The 21,300-nt window shown below is 63.3% G+C and carries 20 protein-coding genes and 1 other RNA gene; 15 read left to right on the forward strand and 6 right to left on the reverse strand.

The window, feature by feature from the left end; translation table 11 throughout:
- Nucleotides 1-11 precede the first annotated feature (11 nt).
- The 14 genes from QRN70_RS06105 (at nt 12) to QRN70_RS06170 (ending at nt 14,150) form a co-directional block, all read left to right on the forward strand.
- Entirely contained in the window at nt 12-209 is a 198-nt protein-coding gene (locus tag QRN70_RS06105) for a cbb3-type cytochrome oxidase subunit 3 (RefSeq protein WP_285418026.1), read from the forward strand.
- On the forward strand, nt 206-1,156 hold the full coding sequence (gene ccoP / locus QRN70_RS06110) for a cytochrome-c oxidase, cbb3-type subunit III (RefSeq protein ID WP_285416365.1): 951 nt from the start codon (nt 206-208) through the stop codon (nt 1,154-1,156). Before QRN70_RS06105 ends, ccoP (QRN70_RS06110) begins: the two co-directional genes overlap by 4 nt.
- A gap of 484 nt (nt 1,157-1,640) precedes the next feature.
- The gene (ccoN, locus tag QRN70_RS06115; RefSeq protein ID WP_285416366.1) at nt 1,641-3,083 is read left to right on the forward strand and encodes a cytochrome-c oxidase, cbb3-type subunit I; all 1,443 of its coding nucleotides are present in this window, start codon (nt 1,641-1,643) and stop codon (nt 3,081-3,083) included.
- On the forward strand, nt 3,083-3,691 hold the full coding sequence (ccoO, locus tag QRN70_RS06120; protein ID WP_285416368.1) for a cytochrome-c oxidase, cbb3-type subunit II: 609 nt from the start codon (nt 3,083-3,085) through the stop codon (nt 3,689-3,691). Before ccoN ends, ccoO begins: the two co-directional genes overlap by 1 nt.
- A gap of 6 nt (nt 3,692-3,697) precedes the next feature.
- A complete protein-coding gene (locus tag QRN70_RS06125) occupies nt 3,698-3,883 on the forward strand; it encodes a CcoQ/FixQ family Cbb3-type cytochrome c oxidase assembly chaperone (RefSeq protein WP_003175465.1) in 186 nt (61 codons plus the stop codon).
- Nucleotides 3,880-4,863 (forward strand): cytochrome-c oxidase, cbb3-type subunit III, encoded by a 984-nt coding sequence (ccoP, locus tag QRN70_RS06130; protein WP_285416370.1) that lies wholly within the window; start codon nt 3,880-3,882, stop codon nt 4,861-4,863. The genes QRN70_RS06125 and ccoP (QRN70_RS06130) overlap by 4 nt, the downstream gene beginning before the upstream one ends.
- Before the next feature lie 740 nt (nt 4,864-5,603).
- A complete protein-coding gene (gene ccoG, locus QRN70_RS06135; protein ID WP_285416372.1) occupies nt 5,604-7,019 on the forward strand; it encodes a cytochrome c oxidase accessory protein CcoG in 1,416 nt (471 codons plus the stop codon).
- Nucleotides 7,020-7,030: 11 nt separating this feature from the next.
- The gene (locus QRN70_RS06140; RefSeq protein WP_285416374.1) at nt 7,031-7,570 is read left to right on the forward strand and encodes a FixH family protein; all 540 of its coding nucleotides are present in this window, start codon (nt 7,031-7,033) and stop codon (nt 7,568-7,570) included.
- Between the two features lie 133 nt (nt 7,571-7,703).
- Nucleotides 7,704-10,154 carry a heavy metal translocating P-type ATPase gene (locus QRN70_RS06145; RefSeq protein ID WP_285416376.1) on the forward strand — a complete coding sequence of 817 codons (2,451 nt, stop codon included), beginning with the start codon at nt 7,704-7,706 and terminating at the stop codon, nt 10,152-10,154.
- A gap of 22 nt (nt 10,155-10,176) precedes the next feature.
- Entirely contained in the window at nt 10,177-10,389 is a 213-nt protein-coding gene (gene ccoS / locus QRN70_RS06150) for a cbb3-type cytochrome oxidase assembly protein CcoS (protein WP_285416378.1), read from the forward strand.
- Nucleotides 10,382-11,065: a sulfite exporter TauE/SafE family protein gene (locus QRN70_RS06155; RefSeq protein WP_285416379.1), complete on the forward strand. Its 684-nt coding sequence runs from the start codon at nt 10,382-10,384 to the stop codon at nt 11,063-11,065. The genes ccoS and QRN70_RS06155 overlap by 8 nt, the downstream gene beginning before the upstream one ends.
- Nucleotides 11,066-11,236: 171 nt before the next feature.
- Complete coding sequence (gene hemN / locus QRN70_RS06160; RefSeq protein ID WP_285416380.1) at nt 11,237-12,619, forward strand: oxygen-independent coproporphyrinogen III oxidase; 1,383 nt, start codon at nt 11,237-11,239, stop codon at nt 12,617-12,619.
- A 169-nt stretch (nt 12,620-12,788) separates the two neighbouring features.
- Entirely contained in the window at nt 12,789-13,523 is a 735-nt protein-coding gene (gene fnr / locus QRN70_RS06165) for a fumarate/nitrate reduction transcriptional regulator Fnr (RefSeq protein WP_103303904.1), read from the forward strand.
- A gap of 78 nt (nt 13,524-13,601) precedes the next feature.
- Nucleotides 13,602-14,150, forward strand: a complete 549-nt coding sequence (locus QRN70_RS06170; RefSeq protein ID WP_285416383.1) for an adenine phosphoribosyltransferase — start codon at nt 13,602-13,604, stop codon at nt 14,148-14,150.
- 150 nt (nt 14,151-14,300) lie between these two features.
- Here the strand turns inward: QRN70_RS06170 and QRN70_RS06175 are convergent, their stop codons facing one another.
- From QRN70_RS06175 to dnaX, 5 genes are all read right to left on the reverse strand, one after another.
- Nucleotides 14,301-15,449 (reverse strand): acyl-CoA dehydrogenase family protein, encoded by a 1,149-nt coding sequence (locus QRN70_RS06175; RefSeq protein WP_285416384.1) that lies wholly within the window; start codon nt 15,447-15,449, stop codon nt 14,301-14,303.
- A 193-nt stretch (nt 15,450-15,642) separates the two neighbouring features.
- Nucleotides 15,643-16,245 carry a recombination mediator RecR gene (gene recR / locus QRN70_RS06180; RefSeq protein ID WP_003223341.1) on the reverse strand — a complete coding sequence of 201 codons (603 nt, stop codon included), beginning with the start codon at nt 16,243-16,245 and terminating at the stop codon, nt 15,643-15,645.
- Between the two features lie 66 nt (nt 16,246-16,311).
- Nucleotides 16,312-17,346, reverse strand: a complete 1,035-nt coding sequence (gene curA / locus QRN70_RS06185) for an NADPH-dependent curcumin/dihydrocurcumin reductase (protein ID WP_285416386.1) — start codon at nt 17,344-17,346, stop codon at nt 16,312-16,314.
- A 276-nt stretch (nt 17,347-17,622) separates the two neighbouring features.
- Entirely contained in the window at nt 17,623-17,961 is a 339-nt protein-coding gene (locus QRN70_RS06190) for a YbaB/EbfC family nucleoid-associated protein (protein WP_003223337.1), read from the reverse strand.
- Nucleotides 17,962-18,028: 67 nt separating this feature from the next.
- On the reverse strand, nt 18,029-20,107 hold the full coding sequence (gene dnaX / locus QRN70_RS06195) for a DNA polymerase III subunit gamma/tau (RefSeq protein WP_285416388.1): 2,079 nt from the start codon (nt 20,105-20,107) through the stop codon (nt 18,029-18,031).
- A 145-nt stretch (nt 20,108-20,252) separates the two neighbouring features.
- On the opposite strand from dnaX, the gene QRN70_RS06200 reads away from it, so the two are divergent.
- A complete protein-coding gene (locus QRN70_RS06200; protein ID WP_285416389.1) occupies nt 20,253-20,996 on the forward strand; it encodes a substrate-binding periplasmic protein in 744 nt (247 codons plus the stop codon).
- A 103-nt stretch (nt 20,997-21,099) separates the two neighbouring features.
- Here the strand turns inward: QRN70_RS06200 and ffs are convergent.
- Nucleotides 21,100-21,196, reverse strand: an RNA gene (gene ffs / locus QRN70_RS06205) — signal recognition particle sRNA small type.
- Nucleotides 21,197-21,300 lie beyond the last annotated feature (104 nt).

A 21,300-nucleotide genomic window follows, 5' to 3' on the forward strand; every position in this document is an offset into this window, starting at 1 on the left:
TGGTCACTGAAATGGGCTTTGAAATAAGTGCAGGCCTGATCCGCGGCCTCGGCACCGTCGTGGTGTTCGTCGCCTTCGTCGGCCTGACCCTGTGGGTCTTCAACCGCAAGCGCACGCCGGAATTCGCCGAAGCGCGTCTGCTGCCGTTCGCCGACGAGCCGCAACCCGACACTACCCCCGCATCTGAAACAAGGAGTACCCGGTCATGACCACCTTCTGGAGTACGTGGATCTGCGTACTGACCATCGGCAGCCTGATCGGCCTGACGTGGCTGCTGATCGGCACCCGCCGGGGCGAAACCAAGGGCAGCGTCGACCAGACCATGGGCCACAGCTTCGACGGCATCGAGGAGTACGACAACCCGCTGCCGCAGTGGTGGTTCATGCTGTTCGCCGGCACCCTGGTGTTCTCCGTCGGCTATCTGATCCTGTACCCGGGCCTGGGCAACTGGAAAGGTGTCCTGCCCGGCTACGAGGACGGCTGGACCGGCGTCCATGAGTGGGAAAAGGAAATGAACAAGGCCGACGCCAGATTCGGGCCGATCTTCGCCAAATTCGCGGCCATGCCGGTGGAAGAAGTGGCGAAGGATCCGCAGGCGCTGAAAATGGGTGGCCGTCTGTTCGCCTCCAACTGCTCGGTGTGCCACGGCTCCGACGCCAAGGGTGCATTCGGCTTCCCCAACCTCGCCGACAGCGACTGGCGCTGGGGCGGCAGTGCCGAGACCATCAAGACCACCATCATGGGCGGGCGGATGGCGGCAATGCCGGCCTGGGGCGAAGTGCTCGGCGAGGCGGGCGTGAAGAACGTCGCCGCGTACGTGCGTCATGAACTGGCCGGCCTGCCGCTGCCCGCCGACAGCAAGGCCGACCTGCAGGCCGGACAGCAAGCATTCAGCACCACCTGCGTCGCCTGTCATGGGGCAGCCGGCCAGGGCACTGAAGCGATGGGCGCGCCGAATCTGACCCATCCGGCCGGGTTTATCTACGGCACCAGCCTGACTCAGCTCGAGCAGACCATTCGCCATGGCCGCCAGGGCCATATGCCCGCGCAGAGCGAGTTGCTGGGCAACGATAAAGTGCAATTGCTGGCCGCTTATGTGTACAGCCTTAGCCATGGATTGAACACAGAAAAACTTATTACCGAGGACAATAAATAGCAGTCATTGCATGCACCACTGCCGCACCATTCTCGGTGCGGCAGTACCCCGCCCCTTTGCGACGCATTGTCGCACCCTTCACACCCGCGCCTTTCGGTTCCCCGGATTCGGGTCTACGCTTGCTCGATGCGGACTGGCGCGTGCCGGTTCGGGGTTGCTTCCAGGCGCTGTGTTCGCCCCAGCGGCTGACTGACCAGGCGGCAGAGGCCGGTAGATACCGGCTGTCGCGCCAGATGCCGTCCGTCTGCCGCTCGCGGCTTTTCAACACACCCGGTTACATGTAACCCGAAGCCCCGGTTTTTTTCGTCCGCTGCGACATTTTGACAGAGGCCGATTTTGTCCTTACGCGGCGCATGGAAAGGCCGCAGAATCAGCGTTCGAAAGCATTGACCCAGGTCATGGCGCGTTGCATTGACCCCCTGCTTTCTCCATACTTGCGGCCGATTTTAATCCTAATAAAACACCCAAACCGTGGAACCTTAGAATGAGCACAGCAATCAGTCCGACTGCTTATAACTATAAGGTAGTCCGCCAGTTCGCCATCATGACGGTGGTCTGGGGGATCCTTGGCATGGGGCTCGGTGTCTTCATCGCCTCGCAACTGGTCTGGCCGGAGTTGAATTTCGGTCTGCCGTGGACGAGCTTTGGACGCCTGCGCCCGTTGCACACAAACCTGGTGATTTTTGCCTTCGGTGGCTGTGCACTGTTTGCCACTTCCTACTATGTCGTGCAGCGAACCTGCCAGACGCGACTGATTTCCGACAGCCTCGCGGCCTTCACCTTCTGGGGCTGGCAAGCGGTCATCGTCGGCGCGATCATTACCTTGCCGCTGGGTTACACCACCACCAAGGAATACGCGGAACTGGAATGGCCGCTGGCCATTCTCCTGGCCATTGTCTGGGTCACCTACGGTCTGGTGTTCTTCGGCACCATCACCAAGCGCAAAACCAAGCACATCTACGTCGGCAACTGGTTCTACGGTGCGTTCATCGTGGTGACCGCGATGCTGCACATCGTCAACCACATGTCGCTGCCGGTCAGCCTGTTCAAGTCGTACTCGGCCTACTCCGGCGCGACCGACGCGATGATCCAGTGGTGGTACGGGCACAACGCCGTGGGCTTCTTCCTGACCACCGGTTTCCTCGGGATGATGTACTACTTCGTGCCGAAACAGGCCGAACGTCCGATCTATTCCTATCGCCTGTCGATCGTGCACTTCTGGGCCTTGATCACCCTGTACATCTGGGCCGGCCCGCACCACCTGCACTACACCGCGCTGCCGGACTGGGCGCAGTCGCTGGGCATGGCAATGTCGATCATTCTCCTGGCGCCAAGCTGGGGCGGCATGATCAACGGCATGATGACCCTGTCGGGCGCCTGGCATAAGCTGCGCACCGACCCGATCCTGCGCTTCCTCGTGGTGTCGCTGGCGTTCTACGGCATGTCGACCTTCGAAGGTCCGATGATGGCGATCAAGACCGTCAACTCGCTATCGCACTACACCGACTGGACCATCGGCCACGTACACGCCGGTGCTCTGGGCTGGGTGGCGATGATCTCGATCGGCGCGATCTACCACATGATTCCGAAACTGTTCGGGCGTGCGCAGATGCACAGCGTCGGCCTGATCAACGCGCACTTCTGGCTCGCCACCATCGGCACCGTGCTCTACATCGCCTCGATGTGGGTCAACGGCATCACCCAGGGCCTGATGTGGCGTGCAATCAACGATGACGGCACCCTCACCTACTCGTTCGTCGAAGCGCTGCAGGCCAGCCACCCTGGCTACATCGTGCGTGCCCTGGGCGGTGCGTTCTTCGCCAGCGGCATGTTGCTGATGGCTTACAACGTATGGCGCACCGTGCGCGCCTCGAACCCGGCTGAAGCCGAAGCCGCCGCCAAGATTGCCGTAGTTGGAGCTCACTGATGAAGCATGAAGCCGTCGAGAAGAACATTGGCCTGCTGGCTTTCTTCATGGTCATCGCCGTCAGCGTCGGTGGTCTGACCCAAATCGTTCCGCTGTTTTTCCAGGACGTCACCAACAAGCCGGTCGAAGGCATGAAGCCGCGCACCGCGCTGGAACTGGAAGGCCGCGACGTCTATATCGCCAACGGTTGTGTCGGCTGCCACTCGCAGATGATCCGTCCGTTCCGTGCCGAAACCGAACGCTACGGGCACTACTCGGTCGCCGGTGAAAGCGTCTGGGACCACCCGTTCCTGTGGGGTTCCAAGCGCACCGGTCCGGACCTGGCCCGGGTGGGCGGTCGTTACTCCGATGACTGGCACCGCGCGCACCTGTACAACCCGCGCAACGTGGTGCCGGAGTCGAAAATGCCGGCTTACCCGTTCCTCGTGGAAAACAAGCTCGACGGCAAAGACACGGCCAAGAAAATGGAAGTGTTGCGCACGCTCGGCGTCCCTTACACCGACGAAGACATCGCCGGGGCCAAGGATGCCGTGAAGGGCAAAACCGAAATGGACGCGCTGGTGGCCTATCTGCAAGGCCTGGGCACCATCATCAAAAGCAAACGGTGATTCTTAATGGATATCGGGATGATTCGTGGCCTGGGCACCGTTGTCGTGATGGTGGCCTTCATCGGTCTGGCGCTGTGGGTGTTCAGCCCCAAGCGCAAGTCGGAGTTTGAAGACGCGACCTTGCTGCCTTTTGCGGATGATCCCGAAGCCATCAAGCACGTCGAGCAAGCTTCTAGGAGTAACAAAGAATGACTACATTCTGGAGTCTGTACGTCACAGTCCTCAGTCTCGGTACGATCTTTTCCCTGACCTGGCTGTTGCTGTCGACCCGCAAGGGTCAGCGCGCCGAGCAGACCGACGAGACGGTGGGCCACTCCTTCGACGGGATCGAGGAGTACGACAACCCGCTGCCGAAATGGTGGTTCATGCTGTTCGTCGGCACCATCGTCTTCGCCCTCGGTTACCTGGTGCTGTACCCGGGCCTGGGCAACTGGAAAGGCCTGCTGCCGGGCTACAACTACCTCGATAACGACAAGCAGACCGCGTTCGCCAACGGCCAGACCGGCTGGACCGGCGTGCACGAGTGGGAAAAGGAAATGGCTCGCTCGGACGCCAAGTTCGGGCCGATCTTCGCCAAGTTCGCGGCCATGCCGATCGAGGAAGTGGCCAAGGATCCGCAAGCCCTGAAGATGGGTGGCCGGCTGTTCGCCTCCAACTGCTCGGTCTGCCACGGTTCCGACGCCAAGGGTGCCTACGGCTTCCCCAACCTGACCGACGCCGACTGGCGCTGGGGCGGCGAGCCGGAAACCATCAAGACCACCATCATGGGCGGTCGTCACGCGGTGATGCCGGCCTGGGCTGAAGTGATCGGCGAGCAAGGCGTGGCCGACGTGGCGGCGTTCGTCGTGACCAACCTCGATGGCCGCAAGCTGCCGGAAGGCACCAAGGCTGACCCGGCCAACGGCCAGAAACTGTTCGCCGCCAACTGCGTGGCCTGCCACGGGCCGGAAGGCAAAGGCACCCCAGCGATGGGCGCGCCGAACCTGACCCACCCGGCCGCGTTCATCTACGGTTCGAGCTTCGCGCAACTGCAGCAGACCATCCGTTACGGCCGTCAGGGCCAGATGCCTGCGCAGGAACAGCTGCAAGGCAACGACAAGGTGCACTTGCTGGCGGCGTACGTCTACAGCCTGTCCCACGGTGAGAAAGCGCCGGAAGCCGAGGCCCAGTAAGGCCAACGCCCGACGCAGGAAAAAAGCCCCCGCCAGCGCACTGGCGGGGGCTTTTTTTTTCGCCGCCCTCTCGCGCTTCATACCTTGCGACATATCCCCGATGGACTCGATGGAGGGTGGCCTGTAGCGTCTTCCCCAGGCCCGATGAGCCGCATCGGAGCCACTTCAAGGATGAAACCACCATGCTCAATGATGACGACGCCCGCCTCCCGGTTGATCAGCCCCTTGCTGAATCTGATCATCCGATCGAACCATCGGCCACCCCCGGGGAGTCCGCTACGCCACCACGCCAACCCGTGCAACGCGCTGCCACAGGCACTACGAAACCCCACAGAAAAACCGGCAATCTCGACAGCCTGGGCGGCGGCAGGCTGCTCTGAAGCCTGCTGGCACGCTTGCCTCAACCCGAGCCGGCCTGGGTCTCAAGCGAGGCCGGCTCGACCAAGGCCAGCCACGGTCCGGCCAGCGGACGGCGGCGCTTTGTCTTGCTCGGTCACGGCTCCCAAGGCGAACAATGAGTTAGCCGCCAGCACAAAACCGTCCATACTCAACAAGTCAATTGATCTGCATCAGGCTTTACCGCATTCGCTACACCAATAACGCGCGTCACCCAACGCGACCAAAGGTCGCACCCTTGAGCCAGAGCGACAGGCGTATCATTGCGCCAGTGCAACACCTCTTTCTGACCGCGGTCGGCACGTATCGACCGAGGCGTTTGTCCACTGCCGTGGGATGCAATGATGAGCAACCAGATTCCGGTACACGACGTCACACCACCGAGCAAAAACGCGAACAACAGCGTCGATCTCTACGCCTCTCGAGAAAAAATCTACACCCGTGCGTTCACCGGCCTGTTCCGCAATCTGCGGATGATCGGCGGTGCGACGCTGTTCCTGTTGTATTTCGGTACGGTGTGGCTGAACTGGGGCGGGCATCAGGCGGTGTGGTGGAACCTGCCGGAGCGCAAGTTCTTCATATTCGGCGCGACCTTCTGGCCGCAGGACTTCATTCTGCTCTCCGGCCTGCTGATCATCGCGGCGTTCGGCCTGTTCTTCATCACCGTCTACGCCGGCCGCGTGTGGTGCGGCTACACCTGTCCGCAAAGCGTGTGGACATGGATCTTCATGTGGTGCGAAAAGGTCACCGAAGGCGACCGCAACCAGCGCATCAAACTCGACAAGGCGCCGATGAGCGCCAACAAATTCCTGCGCAAGTTCGCCAAGCATGCGCTGTGGCTGCTGATCGGTTTCGTCACCGGCATGACCTTCGTCGGCTACTTCTCGCCGATCCGCGAACTGGTGATCGAATTCTTCACCGGCCAGGCCGATGGCTGGTCGTATTTCTGGGTCGGCTTCTTCACCCTCGCCACCTACGGCAACGCCGGCTGGCTGCGCGAACAGGTGTGCATCTACATGTGTCCGTATGCGCGGTTCCAGAGCGTGATGTTCGACAAGGACACCCTGATCGTCTCCTACGACCCGCGTCGCGGCGAAAGCCGGGGCCCGCGCAAGAAAGGTGTCGACTACAAGGCCCTGGGCCTGGGCGACTGCATCGACTGCACGATGTGCGTGCAGGTCTGCCCGACCGGTATCGACATCCGTGACGGCCTGCAGATCGAGTGCATCGGCTGCGCCGCGTGCATCGACGCCTGCGACAGCATCATGGACAAGATGGACTACCCGCGCGGCCTCATCAGCTACACCACCGAACACAACCTGTCCGGGCAGAAAACCCATAAACTGCGTCCGCGCCTGATTGGCTACGCCGTGGTACTGCTGGCGATGATCAGTCTGCTGGTGGGCGCCTTCTTCATGCGCTCGCTGGTGGGTTTCGACGTCAGCAAGGACCGCGTGCTGTACCGCGAGAACGCTGAAGGGCGGATCGAAAACGTCTACAGCCTGAAAATCATGAACAAGGATCAGCGCGACCACACCTACCTGCTCGAAGCCACCGGCCTGCCGGATCTGCGCCTGCAAGGCAGGCGCGAGATCAAAGTCCCGGCCGGGGAAATCTTCAGCATGCCGGTCGAGTTGTCGAGCGCCCCGGAACAACTGCCGTCGAGCACCAACGAGGTGAAATTCATCCTCAAGGACGCCGATGACGCCAGCGTCCACGTCGAAGCCAAGAGCCGATTCATCGGCCCACAAAATCGTTGAGAGAACTGCCCATGCCCGCAGCAAACGCCGCAAGTCCCTGGTACAAGCACCTCTGGCCATGGATCATCATCGCGATTCTGGCCTGTTCGGTGACCCTGACCCTGTCCATGGTGACCATTGCGGTGAATAACCCGGACAACCTGGTCAACGACAACTACTACGAGGCCGGCAAGGGCATCAACCGTTCGCTGGACCGTGAGCTGCTGGCGCAGACCCTGAAGATGCGCGCCGCCGTGCACCTGGATGAGGTCACCGGCGAAGTCGACCTGCGCCTGAGCGGCGACAGCCAACCGAAAACCCTGGAGCTGAACCTGATCTCGCCGACCCAGCCGGAGAAGGATCGCAAGATCGTCCTGGCCCGCAGCGACACCGAACAGGGTCGCTACATCGGCCAGCTGACGGACAAGATCGAAGGCCGGCGCTTTGTCGAATTGCTCGGTACCCAGGACGATCACGTGTGGCGCATGTTCGAGGAAGAGCTGGTCAGCCATGACAAGGATTTGTTGCTGGGCGATGAACCGCTGCAGGGCGCTGAAGACCTGAAGAAATAAGCCTGACTCTGATCGTGCCCACGCGCTGCGTGGGCACGCAGCCAGGGACGCTCCGCGTCCCAGCCGAAGCGGACGCGGAGCGTCCGGGGAGGCATTCCCGCGCGGAACGTGGGAACGATCATCGGAACGCCTCATGACCATTCCAACCCCCTGCTACCACTGCGCCCTGCCCGTCCCGTCGGGCAGCCGCTTCACCGCCGTCGTGCTCGGGGCATCCCGCGAGTTCTGCTGCCCCGGCTGCCAGGCCGTGGCCGAAGCCATCGTCGCCGGCGGGCTGGACAGCTATTACCAGCACCGCAGCGAAGCCTCGGCCAACCCCGAAGCGTTGCCGGTGCAACTGGTCGATGAGCTTGAGCTGTACGACCGCGCCGACGTGCAGCAACCCTTCGTGCGCCACGAGGGCGAACTGGCTGAGACCACGCTACTGATGGAAGGCATCAGTTGCGCCGCGTGCGGCTGGCTGATCGAGAAACACCTGCGCACCCTGCCCGCCGTGGCCGAGGCGCGACTCAACCTGTCCAACCATCGCCTGCATGTGCGCTGGGCCGATGCACAGCTGCCGCTGAGCCAGATCCTCGCCGAGCTGCGTCATATCGGTTACGCCGCCCACCCGTATCAGGCCGACCGCGCCAGCGAACAACTGGCCAGCGAGAACCGCCTCGCCCTGCGCCAGCTCGGCGTCGCCGGTCTGCTGTGGTTCCAGGCGATGATGGCAACCATGGCCACCTGGCCGGAATTCAACATCGACCTCAGCCCCGAACTGCACACGATCCTGCGCTGGGTCGCGCTGTTCCTGACCACGCCGATTGTGTTCTACAGCTGCGCGCCCTTTTTCAAAGGGGCGATGCGCGATCTGCGCACCCGCCACCTGACCATGGACGTGTCGGTCTCGCTGGCCATCGGCAGCGCCTACGTCGCCGGGATCTGGACATCGATCACCGGGGTGGGCGAGCTGTATTTCGACGCGGTGGGCATGTTTGCGCTGTTCCTGCTCGCCGGACGCTACCTCGAACGCCGTGCCCGCGAGCGCACCGCCGCCGCCACCGCGCAACTGGTCAATCTGTTGCCGGCGTCGTGCCTGCGCCTCGATGACGCCGGCCAGAGCGAGCGCATTCTGCTCAGCGAGCTGCGTCTGGGCGACCGCGTGCTGGTGCAGCCCGGCTCGGTGCTGCCGGCGGACGGCAGGATCGTCGACGGCCAGTCGAGCATCGACGAATCGCTGCTCACCGGTGAATACCTGCCGCAACCACGCACGGCGGGCGATGCGGTGACCGCCGGGACGCTGAATGTCGAAGGCGCGCTGACGGTCGAAGTCCAGGCGCTGGGCCAGGACACGCGGCTGTCGGCGATTGTCCGCCTGCTCGACCGCGCCCAGGCCGAGAAGCCGCGACTGGCGGAAATCGCCGATCGCGCCGCGCAATGGTTCCTCCTGCTGTCGTTGATCGCCGCGGCGGCCATCGGCCTGTTGTGGTGGCAACTGGACGCGTCGCGCGCGTTCTGGATCGTCCTGGCGATGCTGGTGGCGACCTGCCCATGCGCACTGTCCCTGGCCACCCCGACCGCGCTCACTGCCGCCACCGGCACCCTGCACAAACTCGGCTTGCTGCTGACCCGCGGTCATGTGCTGGAAGGCCTGAACCAGATCGACACGGTGATTTTCGACAAGACCGGCACCCTGACCGAGGGGCGCCTGGTGTTGCGTTCGATCCGCCCCCTCGGCGCGCTGAACAGCGACCAGTGCCTGAGCCTCGCCGCCGCCCTGGAGAACCGTTCCGAGCACCCGATTGCCCGCGCCTTCGGCCGTGCGCCGCTGGCCGCCGAGGATGTGCACAGCACTCCGGGGCTGGGCCTGGAAGGTCGGGTCGGCGACCAACGCCTGCGCATCGGTCAGGCCGCGTTCGTCTGCGCTATGAGCAAGGCAGCGGTGCCGCCGATGCCGGCTGAGCCAGGGCAATGGCTGCTGCTCGGCGATGGCCATGGCCCGCTGGCCTGGTTCGGCCTCGACGACCGCCTGCGTGACGACGCCCCGGCCCTGCTCGCTGCGTGCCAGGCGCGGGGCTGGCGTACGCTGCTGTTGTCGGGCGACAGTTCGCCGATGGTCGCCAGTGTCGCCGCCGAACTGGGCATCGACGAGGCCCGTGGCGGCCTGCGTCCGGACGACAAGCTGCAAGTGCTGCAACAACTGCACAAGGACGGACGCAAGGTGTTGATGCTCGGTGACGGGGTCAACGATGTGCCCGTGCTCGCCGCCGCCGACATCAGCGTGGCGATGGGCTCGGCCACCGACCTGGCCAAGACCAGTGCCGATGCGGTGCTGCTGTCCAACCGCCTCGACGCCCTGGTACAGGCCTTCACCCTCGCGCGCCGCACCCGCCGGGTCATCATCGAGAACCTGCTGTGGGCGGCGCTGTACAATGGCTTCATGTTGCCGTTCGCCGCCCTCGGCTGGATCACTCCGGTATGGGCCGCGGTCGGTATGTCGATCAGTTCGTTGACCGTGGTGCTCAATGCCCTGCGCCTGACCCGCCCGCCGGGTGCGCCGGCGGTCGGCAGCCGGTCAGAAACCCGCCCGTTGCCGGCCTGAGCCGCGCGGGCCTGGAGTACCGATGCCAGCTCTCTACGTGATGATCCCGGCCGCCCTGCTGATCGTGGCCATCGCCGTGTACATCTTTTTCTGGGCGGTGGACAGCGGCCAGTACGACGACCTCGACGGCCCGGCCCACAGCATCCTGTTCGATGACCAGGACCCGAACCACACCGCGGCGGTGGACGAAGCCAAAGCGGCGCAACCGGACGACAAGGCGCCACCCCATGCTTGAGTTGGCGCCCCTGCTGGTTTCGGCGCTGATCCTCGGCCTGCTGGGCGGCGGCCATTGCCTGGGCATGTGCGGCGGCCTGATGGGCGCGCTGACTCTGGCGATCCCCAAGGAGCAGCGCAGCCGGCGCTTTCGCCTGCTGCTGGCGTACAACTTCGGGCGCATCCTCAGCTACGCCACGGCCGGGCTGCTGATTGGCCTGGCCGGATGGGCGGTGGCCAACAGCCCGGCCGCGCTGTTCATGCGCGTGCTGGCGGGCCTGTTGCTGATCGCCATGGGCCTGTATCTGGCGGGCTGGTGGAGTGGCCTGACCCGCATCGAAAGCCTCGGTCGCGGTTTGTGGCGCTACATCCAGCCAGTGGCCAACCGCCTGCTGCCGGTGTCGACGCTGCCCCGCGCCTTGTTGCTCGGCGCGCTGTGGGGCTGGCTGCCGTGCGGACTGGTCTACAGCACCTTGTTGTGGTCGGCGAGCCAGGGCAATGCGCTGGACAGTGCGTTGTTGATGCTCGCGTTCGGCCTCGGGACCTGGCCGGTGCTGCTCGCCACCGGGCTTGCCGCCGAACGGGTGACCGCGCTGTTGCGCAAACGCAGCGTGCGCATGGCCGGCGGTTTGCTGGTGATCGTGTTCGGCATCTGGACCCTGCCGGGACCGCATCAGCACTGGCTGATGGGTCATTGAAAATCCCCACACCGCAGCCTTCGGCAGTACTTGCAGAGCGACGCACTCAAGATGCAGGCGCTGCCGCAGGCGGCGAGTTTTTGCTCCTATGCGCTTGATGCAAATCAAGAGCCCCCGCGCCGCGCCCCGATAGACTCGCCACACTGCCAGCCTATCCGGGGGAATGCCCGCATGCTCGACGCCATTCGTTGGGACACTGATCTGATCCGCCGCTACGACCTGGCGGGGCCGCGCTACACCTCGTACCCGACAGCCGTGCAATTTCACAGTCAGGTCGGCACCTTCGACCTGTTCCACGCCCTGCGCGACAGCCGCAAGGCCCTGCGCCCGTTGTCGCTGTACGTGCACGTGCCGTTCTGCGCGAACATTTGCTACTACTGCGCCTGCAACAAGGTCATTACCAAGGATCGCGGTCGGGCCCTGCCCTACCTGCAACGACTCGAACAGGAGATCCAGCTGATCGCCTGCCACCTCGACCCGGGGCAGAAAGTCGAGCAGCTGCACTTTGGCGGCGGCACCCCGACCTTCCTCAGCCACGATGAACTGCGGCAACTGATGGCGCAGCTGCGCAAGCACTTCAACCTGCTCGACGACGATTCCGGCGACTACGGCATCGAAATCGACCCGCGCGAGGCCGACTGGTCGACCATGGGCCTGCTGCGCGAGCTGGGCTTCAATCGCGTCAGCATCGGCCTGCAGGATCTCGATCCGGCGGTGCAACGCGCGGTCAACCGCCTGCAAAGCCTGGAAGAAACCCGGGCGGTGATCGACGCTGCGCGCACCCTGCAATTTCGCTCGATCAACATCGACCTGATCTACGGCTTGCCCAAGCAGACCCCGGACAATTTCGCCCGCACCGTCGAGGAAGTCATCAGCCTGCAGCCGGACCGGCTCTCGGTGTTCAACTATGCGCATTTGCCGGAACGCTTCATGCCGCAGCGGCGGATCAACGGCAATGAACTGCCGGCACCGGCGCAGAAACTGGAGATGCTGCAGCGCACCATCGAACAACTGACCGCCGCCGGTTACCGCTACATCGGCATGGACCACTTCGCCCTGCCCGACGATGAACTGGCGATTGCCCAGGAAGAATCGACCCTGCAACGCAACTTCCAAGGCTACACCACCCATGGCCACTGCGACCTGATTGGCCTCGGCGTATCGGCGATCAGCCAGATCGGCGACCTGTACTGCCAGAACAGCAGCGACCTCAATCACTACCAGAACACCCTGGCCGCCGCGCAACTGGCGACCAGTCGCGGCCTGGTGTGCAACGCCGACGACCGCCTGCGCCGGGCAGTGATTCAACAGCTGATCTGCAATTTCAACCTGGAATTCGCCGCTATCGAGCAAGCCTTCAACATCGACTTCCAGGGCTATTTCGGCGCGCTCTGGGCGCAGCTGCAAGGCATGGCCAATGACGGCCTGATCGAACTGAGTCGGGAGCGGATCCGCGTGCTGCCTGCCGGCCGCCTGCTGGTACGGTCGGTGTGCATGGTCTTCGATGCCTACCTGGAACAGCAGAACCGTCAGCGTTTTTCCCGGGTGATCTGAAGCGTTCTGCTGATGAATCCGCTGGCTGCCGAGTCTCGCAGAAACCCGATGCCCAACGTTTGCCCTGCGGCCTTATGCCCGCGGGGCAATCTCGCCACAGACTGGCCTGAATGTCCTCCCGTGGGTTACCCTTACGGCTTATGTGTGTTTTCCCACAAGGATTTAAGAAATGTCCGAGCCAGTTAAACTGCGCGCTCACAACCAGGCCCATTGCAAGGATTGCAGCCTGGCTCCTCTCTGCCTGCCACTTTCTCTGAATCTGGAAGACATGGATGCGCTGGACGAAATCGTTAAACGCGGCCGCCCGTTGAAAAAGGGTGAGTTCCTGTTCCGCCAGGGCGACACGTTCGATTCCGTTTATGCAGTACGCTCCGGCGCCCTGAAGACCTTCAGCCTGAGCGACACCGGCGAAGAACAACTGACCGGTTTCCACCTGCCGAGCGAGCTGGTCGGCCTGTCCGGCATGGACACCGAGAAACATCCGGTGTCCGCTCAGGCACTGGAAACCACATCGGTGTGCGAAATCCCCTTCGAACGCCTCGACGAACTGGCCCTGCAACTGCCACAGCTGCGCCGCCAGTTGATGCGAGTGATGAGCCGGGAAATCCGCGACGACCAGCAGATGATGCTGCTGCTGTCGAAGAAAACCGCCGACGAGCGCATCGCTACCTTCCTGGTCAACCTGTCCGCGCGCTTCCGCGCTCGCGGCTTCTCGGCCAACCAGTTCCGCCTGAGCATGTCGCGCAACGAAATCGGTAATTACCTGGGCCTGGCGGTGGAAACCGTGTCGCGGGTGTTCACCCGCTTCCAGCAGAACGAACTGATCGCCGCCGAGGGCAAGGAAATCCACATCCTCGATCCGATCCAGCTCTGCGCCCTGGCCGGCGGCTCGCTCGACGGCTGATCTCGACCCGCGGCCGAGCGAACCGTTTCAGCCGCGGGTATACTGCGCCGTTTGCAGCCCTGCCAGGACACTTCGACGATGGTCTTCGACTCCTTCGACATCAAATCCTTGATCCGCCCCGTGATCGACTTCCCGAAACCGGGCGTGATCTTTCGCGACATCACCCCGCTGTTCCAGTCGCCGACGGCCTTGCGCCTGGTGATGGACAGCTTCGCCCACCGCTATGTGGAAGCTGACTTCACGCATATCGGCGCGATGGATGCGCGGGGTTTCCTGATCGGTTCGGTGCTGGCCTATCAGCTGAACAAGCCCCTGGTGCTGTTCCGCAAGCAAGGCAAACTGCCGGCCGACGTGCTGGCCGAAGGTTACGCGACCGAGTACGGCGAAGCGTTTCTCGAAGTGCACGCCGACAGCCTGTGCGAAGGCGACTCGGTGGTGATGTTCGATGACCTGATCGCCACCGGCGGCACGTTGATCGCAGCGGCCAACCTGATCCGCCGCATGGGCGCCCGGGTGCACGAAGCGGCCGCGATCATCGACCTGCCGGAGCTGGGAGGTTCGCAGCGCCTGCAGGACATGGGCATTCCGACCTTCTGCCTGACCCAGTTTGCCCTGACTGACATGTAAGCAACCCTGCGCCACCGATCGTTCCCACGCTCTGCGTGGGAACGCCTCAACGGACGCTCCGCGTTCGGCTTTGGAAGGGACGCAGAGCGTCCCGGGCGGTGTTCCCACGCAGAGCGTGGAAACAATCAGTCCTCCGCGTGGGGCTATCGCTCAGAGCCCCATCTGTTTGCTGATGATTTCGTTCATCACTTCCCGCGTGCCGCCGCCAATCGACAGAATCCGGTTATCCCGGTACAGCCGTTCCACCAGACTGTCGCGCATGTAACCCAGGCCACCGAGAATCTGCACCGCCTCCGTGGTGATCCGGTCCGAGGTGTCCGTGGCAAAGTTCTTGGCCATGGAGATTTCCTTGATCACGCTGTGCCCCGCCGCCATTTTCGCCGCCTGCCGGTAAGTAAACTCGCGTGACACCTCCAGCGCCGTGGCCATTTCGGCGAGGCGATGCTTGATCACCTGGAATTTACCGATGGGTTTGCCGAACGCCTCACGCTCGCGCGCCCACTTCAGGCTTTCTTCCAGCGCCAGTTGTGCCGTCATGTTGGCCATCACTGCCAGCGCCAGGCGTTCGCTCTGGAAGTTGCCCATGATGCAGGCAAAGCCCATGTTTTCGGCGCCGATCAGATTGCCTACGGGCACCCGGCAATCGTCGAAGAACAATTCAGCCGTGTCCGACGCCCACCAGCCCATTTTCTTCAGTTGCCGACCGACGGTGAATCCCGGCGTACCCTTCTCGATCAGCAACAGACTGATGCCGGCGAATCCCGGCGCGCCGGTACGCACCGCCACGGTGTAGTAGTCGGCGCGGATGCCGCTGGTGATGAAGGTCTTGCTGCCGCTGACGCAGTAGTGGTCGCCGTCACGCACAGCGCGGGTTTGCAGGTTGGCAACATCGGAGCCACCGCCGGGTTCGGTGATGGCCAGGGCACTGATCTTCTCGCCGCTGAGCACCTGCGGTACAACGCGCTCGCGCACCTCGGGACGCGCCCATTTGACGATGGGTGGCAGGCCGATATCCAGCGAACCGAGGCCGGCCACCAGCCCGCCGGAGCCGCAACGCATCAGCTCTTCGCTGGCGGCGACCTTGGCGAACAGATCACCTTCGTGGCTGCCGCCGAGCGCTTCGGGGTAACCGATGCCGAGAATGCCGGCCGCACCGACCTTCAGGTACAGCTCACGCGGGAAGGTCTCGGCTTCTTCCCACAGGTCGATGTGCGGCAGGATCTCGCGCTCGACGAAACGCCTGACGCTGTCGCGGACCATTTGCTGGCTGGGATCGAAGTATTCCTGGAAGGCAGGCATCGGCGAACTCCACGGAAGGGTTGGCCGACGTTAACCGAGCGCTTGCTTGGTTTTCAACACAATTGTGTGAGTAAGGCAGACCGAGGCGCGCCATTCGCGAACAGGCTCGCTCCCACATTGGCTTTGTGTCGTTCACAAATCCCCTGTGGGAGCGAGCCTGCTCGCGAAGGCGTCAAATCAGAGATCGCACCACTCAAAGAGAGATCGGTTTACGCCCGGCAAACGAATGCGCCAGCGTGCCGCCATCCACCAGCTCCAGCTCGCCGCCCAGCGGCACACCGTGGGCAATCCGCGAGGCGATCAGGCCTTTGTTGCTGAGCAGTTGGGCGATGTAATGCGCGGTCGCCTCCCCCTCCACCGTCGGGTTGGTCGCCAGAATCACTTCAGTGAAGGTACCCGCCTCTTCAATCCGTGCCATCAACTGCGGAATGCCGATGGCTTCCGGGCCGAGGCCATCCAGGGGCGACAGATGGCCCTTGAGCACGAAGTAGCGCCCACGGAAACCGGTCTGCTCGACCGCATAGACATCCATCGGCCCTTCCACCACGCACAGCAGCGTGTCGTCACGGCGCGTATCGGCGCACTGCGGGCAGAGGTCGTCCTCGGTCAGCGTACGGCACTGGCGGCAGTGGCCGACCCCTTCCATGGCCTGGCTCAAGGCCTGGGCCAGGCGTGTACCGCCACTGCGATCACGTTCGAGCAACTGCAACGCCATGCGCTGGGCAGTTTTCTGACCCACGCCCGGCAATGTGCGCAGGGCATCGATCAGTTGGCGAATCAAAGGGCTGAAGCTCATGGGGAAAAAGTCCGACAAAACAACGAGACGCGGTTTATACCCGCGCCTCCGGCCAGCGTCAAATCCTCAGTCCTGGGCAACCTTGACCACCAGTTTGCCGAAGTTGCGCCCCTCCAGCAGACCGATGAAGGCCTCCGGCGCCTGCTCCAGGCCATCGACGATGTCTTCACGGAACTTGACCTTGCCGTCGCTGACCCACGGCACCATGGCACGGATGAATTCCGGCTGACGGTCGCCATAGTCATCGAAGACGATGAAACCCTGGATACGCACACGCTTGGTCAGCAGCGTGCGCTGCAATGCCGGCAGCCGATCCGGCCCAGTTGGTGCTTCCGAGGCGTTGTAACCGGCGATCAGGCCGCACAGCGGAATCCGCGCCTTGGGGTTGAGCAGCGGCACGACGGCATCGAATACATGCCCACCGACGTTCTCGTAATAGATGTCGATGCCATCCGGGCAGGCCTTGGCCAGTTGTTCGGCAAAGTCAGGCGCCTTGTGATCGACGCAGGCATCGAAACCCAACTCTTCGACCACGTACTTGCACTTGTCGGCACCACCGGCCACGCCCACGGCACGCAGGCCCTTGATCTTGGCCACCTGGCCGACCACCGAGCCCACTGCGCCCGAAGCGGCAGCCACCACCAGGGTCTCGCCCTCTTTCGGCTGGCCGATGTCCATCAGGCCCATGTACGCGGTCATGCCCGGCATGCCCAACACACCCAGGGCCATCGACGGGCTCGGCAACCCGGACGGAATCGGGATGATGTTGCGGCCGTCGCTGATGCTGTGGCTCTGCCAGCCCGTGGCGCCAACCACCAGATCACCGGCGTGGAATTTCGGATGACGCGACTGCTCGACACGGCTGACAGCCCCGCCCGTCATCACTTCGCCGATTTGTACCGGCGCGGCGTAGGACGGTGCGTCACTCATGCGCCCGCGCATGTACGGGTCGAGCGACAGATACAAGGTCTTGAGCAGTACCTGGCCTTCCTCCAGCTCCGGCAGCGCCTCGCGCTCCAGGCGGAAATTTTCCGGGGTCGGCGCACCGGTCGGGCGCGAAGCCAGGACGAAGCGTTGATTGAGCGTCAGTGGATCGGACATGTCAGCGTCTCCTGTGAATGATGAATTCGGTGGTATAGGGAGCAGACCTTGGTGGGCATGCTGCGTTCCGCTTGATGATCGTTCTCCGGTCAAGGCCTCGATCTCGCCACGCGCGAAGAGTTTAACGACCGCTCCGTGTTCGGCATTGGATTTGCGACGCGGAGCGTGCCGAGCTGCATTGCCACGCGGAGCATGGCAACGATCAGCCGCCGAAAACAAAAATGCCAGGCGTAATGCCTGGCATTTTGTGTAGCTCATCTGCCACCCGAAGGCGAATCAGAATGGCAATTTCATCCCGGCAGGCAGGTTCATGCCGGCGGTCATGCTGCCCATTTTTTCCTGGCTGTTGGCTTCGATCTTGCGCACGGCGTCGTTGACGGCGGCGGCAACCACGGCTTCCAACATCTCTTTGTCGTCTTCGCTCAGGCCTTCGACCAGGCTTGGATCGATGCTGACGCTCTTCACGTCATGACGGCCGGTCATCACCACGGTGACCATATCGCCACCGGCCTTGCCGGTGACTTCGGCGTTGGCCAGTTCTTCCTGCATCTTGGCCATCTTTTCCTGCATCTGCTGCGCCTGCTTCATCAGGCCGGCCATGCCACCTTTCATCATGGTAATCACCTCAAAAGTACTTGGATCAAAACAGCGTCCGGCGGGCAACGCCGCACGCCTTCAGTTATTAGCCCTGACTGATCAGGGCGTCGACAGGTTCAATAGTATCGTGCCGCACGACCGCGCCGAACTGCTGCACCATCTGCTGGATGAACGGATCGCCATGGATCGATTCCTCCGCCTCGCGCTGGCGGTCGGCACGGCGGCGCGACGCCGCTTGGGCCGGGGTTTCCTGCTCGGGCTTGATCAGCTCGATGGTCAGGCTCAGCGTGCGTCCGTGGAACTGGTTGAGCGCATCGTTGAGCCGACGCTGCTGGGTCGCGTTGAACAGGGCGCTGTGTGCCGGGTCGAGGTGCAGCAACCAATGGTCGCCATCGACCGCGATCAGCGTGCAGTTGGCGGCGATACTGCCGGTCATGCCGGAGATCGGCAGTTTCGGGAACAGCTCCAGCCATTGCAGGGCCAGACCGGTGGCCGGCATCGCGGCGGGTTCCGGTTCGGGCTCCGGCGCCGGCTCGGCGGCATGCTCGCTGGCGAGGTCGTCGAGGTAACTGTAGGCCGAATCGATATCCGGCTCGATGTAGTCCTCGTCCAGCGGCGGCTCGTCGTCCAGGTCGATCCCCGGCGTGGCGGCGGCGACTTCGGCCACCGACGGTTCGGGAATGGGCGCGGCAGCCCATTCAGGGGCGTCCGGGACGACGCTGTCCGGCGTCGGCAGCGGCATCGGTGGCAGCTCAGGCTGCTCGGCGGCGGTTTCCAGCACCGGTTCGACGGCCGGTTGCTGCGCAGGCGCGGGCTCGACCGGGTCGTTCCAGGGCAGATCGACGACGTCCTCGACGGCAACCGGCTCTAGTTCTGGCTCCGGCTCGGCTACCACTGGCGGCGCAACGGGCGCAGGTTCTGCGGCCGGCACAAAGGGCACTACAGGCGCGGCAGCCGGCGCAACAGCCGCAGCGACCACCGGCGCAGGCTTCGGCGCGGCAGCCACTGAGTTTGCGGAATCAACTGTGGCCTGGCTGATCCCCACTGGCTTTAGCGGTTGCCTCGGGGCGTCCGCGGTGTCGGCCGGCCGGAAGGCCAGCATGCGCAGCAGGACCATTTCGAAACCGCCGCGCGGATCCGGCGCCAGCGGCAAGTCGCGTCGACCGATCAGGCCCATCTGGTAATAGAACTGCACGTCTTCGGCCGGCAAGGCCTGGGCCAGCGCCAATACCCGGTCACGGTCGCCGTGGCCATTGTCGACACCTTCCGGCAACGCCTGGGCGATGGCCACGCGGTGCAGCACATTGAGAATTTCCGAGAGCACGCCGTTCCAGTCCGGGCCCTGTTCGGCCAGGTGCCGCACGGCTTCGAGCAGGGCCTTGGCATCGCCTTCGATCAACGCATGCAGCACGTCGTAGACCTGCCCGTGATCCAGCGTACCGAGCATCGCCCGCACATCGGCGGCCAGCACCTTGCCTTCACCGAAGGCGATGGCCTGGTCGGTGAGACTCATGGCGTCGCGCATCGAACCGTCGGCGGCACGACCGAGCAGCCACAGCGCATCGTCTTCGAACGGTACGTTTTCGGCGCCGAGGACGTGGGTCAAATGCTCGACCACGCGCTCCGGGGTCATGTTCTTCAGAGAGAACTGCAGGCAGCGCGACAAAATCGTTGCCGGAAGTTTCTGCGGGTCGGTCGTCGCCAGGATGAACTTGACGTAGGGCGGCGGCTCTTCAAGGGTTTTCAGCAGCGCATTGAAGGAATGGCTGGAGAGCATGTGCACTTCGTCGATCAGGTAGACCTTGAAGCGCCCGCGGCTCGGCGCGTACTGCACGTTATCGAGCAGTTCGCGGGTGTCTTCGACCTTGGTACGGCTGGCGGCGTCGATCTCGATCAGGTCGACAAAGCGCCCCTCGTCGATCTCGCGGCACACCGAACACTCGCCGCACGGGCTGGAAGTGATACCTGTTTCACAGTTCAGGCATTTGGCGATGATCCGCGCAATCGTGGTCTTGCCGACCCCGCGCGTACCGGTGAACAGGTAGGCGTGGTGCAGCCGCTGGCTGTCCAAGGCATTGATCAGAGCCTTGAGCACATGGGTCTGGCCGACCATTTCGCGGAACGAGCGCGGACGCCATTTACGTGCAAGAACCTGATAACTCATCGAAAACCGTCGCGGCAAAGGAAGCAGAAGCGGCTAATGCTAGCGGAGCAAGGGCAAAATTGCATCCGGTGTGCTCGTCTATTCTGGCTAAGCTGCATGAGCGGGGGCTTTTGTCGGCTCGGGATCAGGAATTACCGGAGCGTCTATGCGCTGGGCCATGGGGGCAATACTGTTGATCAGCCTGAACGTGATGGCCGCGCCGCCGCTGCGCTTCGCCGTGGCCGACAGCTGGGCGATGCCGCTGATCCAGTTCGAACGCGGCCGCCCGACCCAGGGCATTCTCTACGACATGATGCTCAGCCTGGCGACCCAGGTCGGGGTGCCGGCACAGTTCAACGTCCTGCCCCGCGCCCGGGTGCAGAGCGCCATGGAGCACGGCGAGGTCGACGTGCGCTGCTATGCCGCGCAGTCATGGCTGCCGAACCAGTCCGGCGATTACATCTGGAGCATTCCGCTGCTGTCCCAGCGCGACCTGCTGGTCAGCCACCCGGACCAGCCGGAGGTCGACCCGGCACGCCTGCCCCGGCAGTCGATCGGCACCGTCCTCGGCTACACCTACCCGACCCTGCAACCGCTGTTCGACGCCGATCAACTGCAACGCGAAGATGCGCGCAACCAGGAACAAGTGCTGGAAAAACTCCTGGCCGGCCGCTATCGCTATGCCGTCAGCAACCAGTGGACGCTCGACTGGTTCAACCAACGCCTGCTGCCGGGGCAACAATTGCAGGGTGTGGCGGTATTGCAGGAGCAGGAGATCGGCTGTTATGTGCGCAACGACCCCGGCGTGCCAGTGCAGCGGATCCTGCGTACGTTGCTGCGGATGAAAATGTCGGGGGAGATTGATGAGATGATCCGGTTGTACACCGGCGCTTCCGAAAGCGCCCGTTAACGCGGATTGAATAGGCTCAGGCAAATCGCAGGCACAAAAAAACCGCAGTGGGCGAAACCCATGCAGTTTGCTTTGAAGCGTTCAATGTTCGTTAAGGTGGTAACCCTACCAGCCACACCCCGGCACACAATGTTCCCGCTGTGGCTGCTGCCTTCCGGCTCTGACCAGGTTCACGGGTAATCGTTGCGGGGGGACCGATAGGGTCACCATAACGACACTCGCCAGTCGGCGAGCCGCGCCATTGTACCTATCTGAGGTGAAGTTACAACCGTTGGTTGCAGATAAAAAACCTGAACCGGTTCAA

This window comes from Pseudomonas sp. efr-133-TYG-5 (assembly GCF_030209175.1).
Taxonomy (GTDB): domain Bacteria; phylum Pseudomonadota; class Gammaproteobacteria; order Pseudomonadales; family Pseudomonadaceae; genus Aquipseudomonas.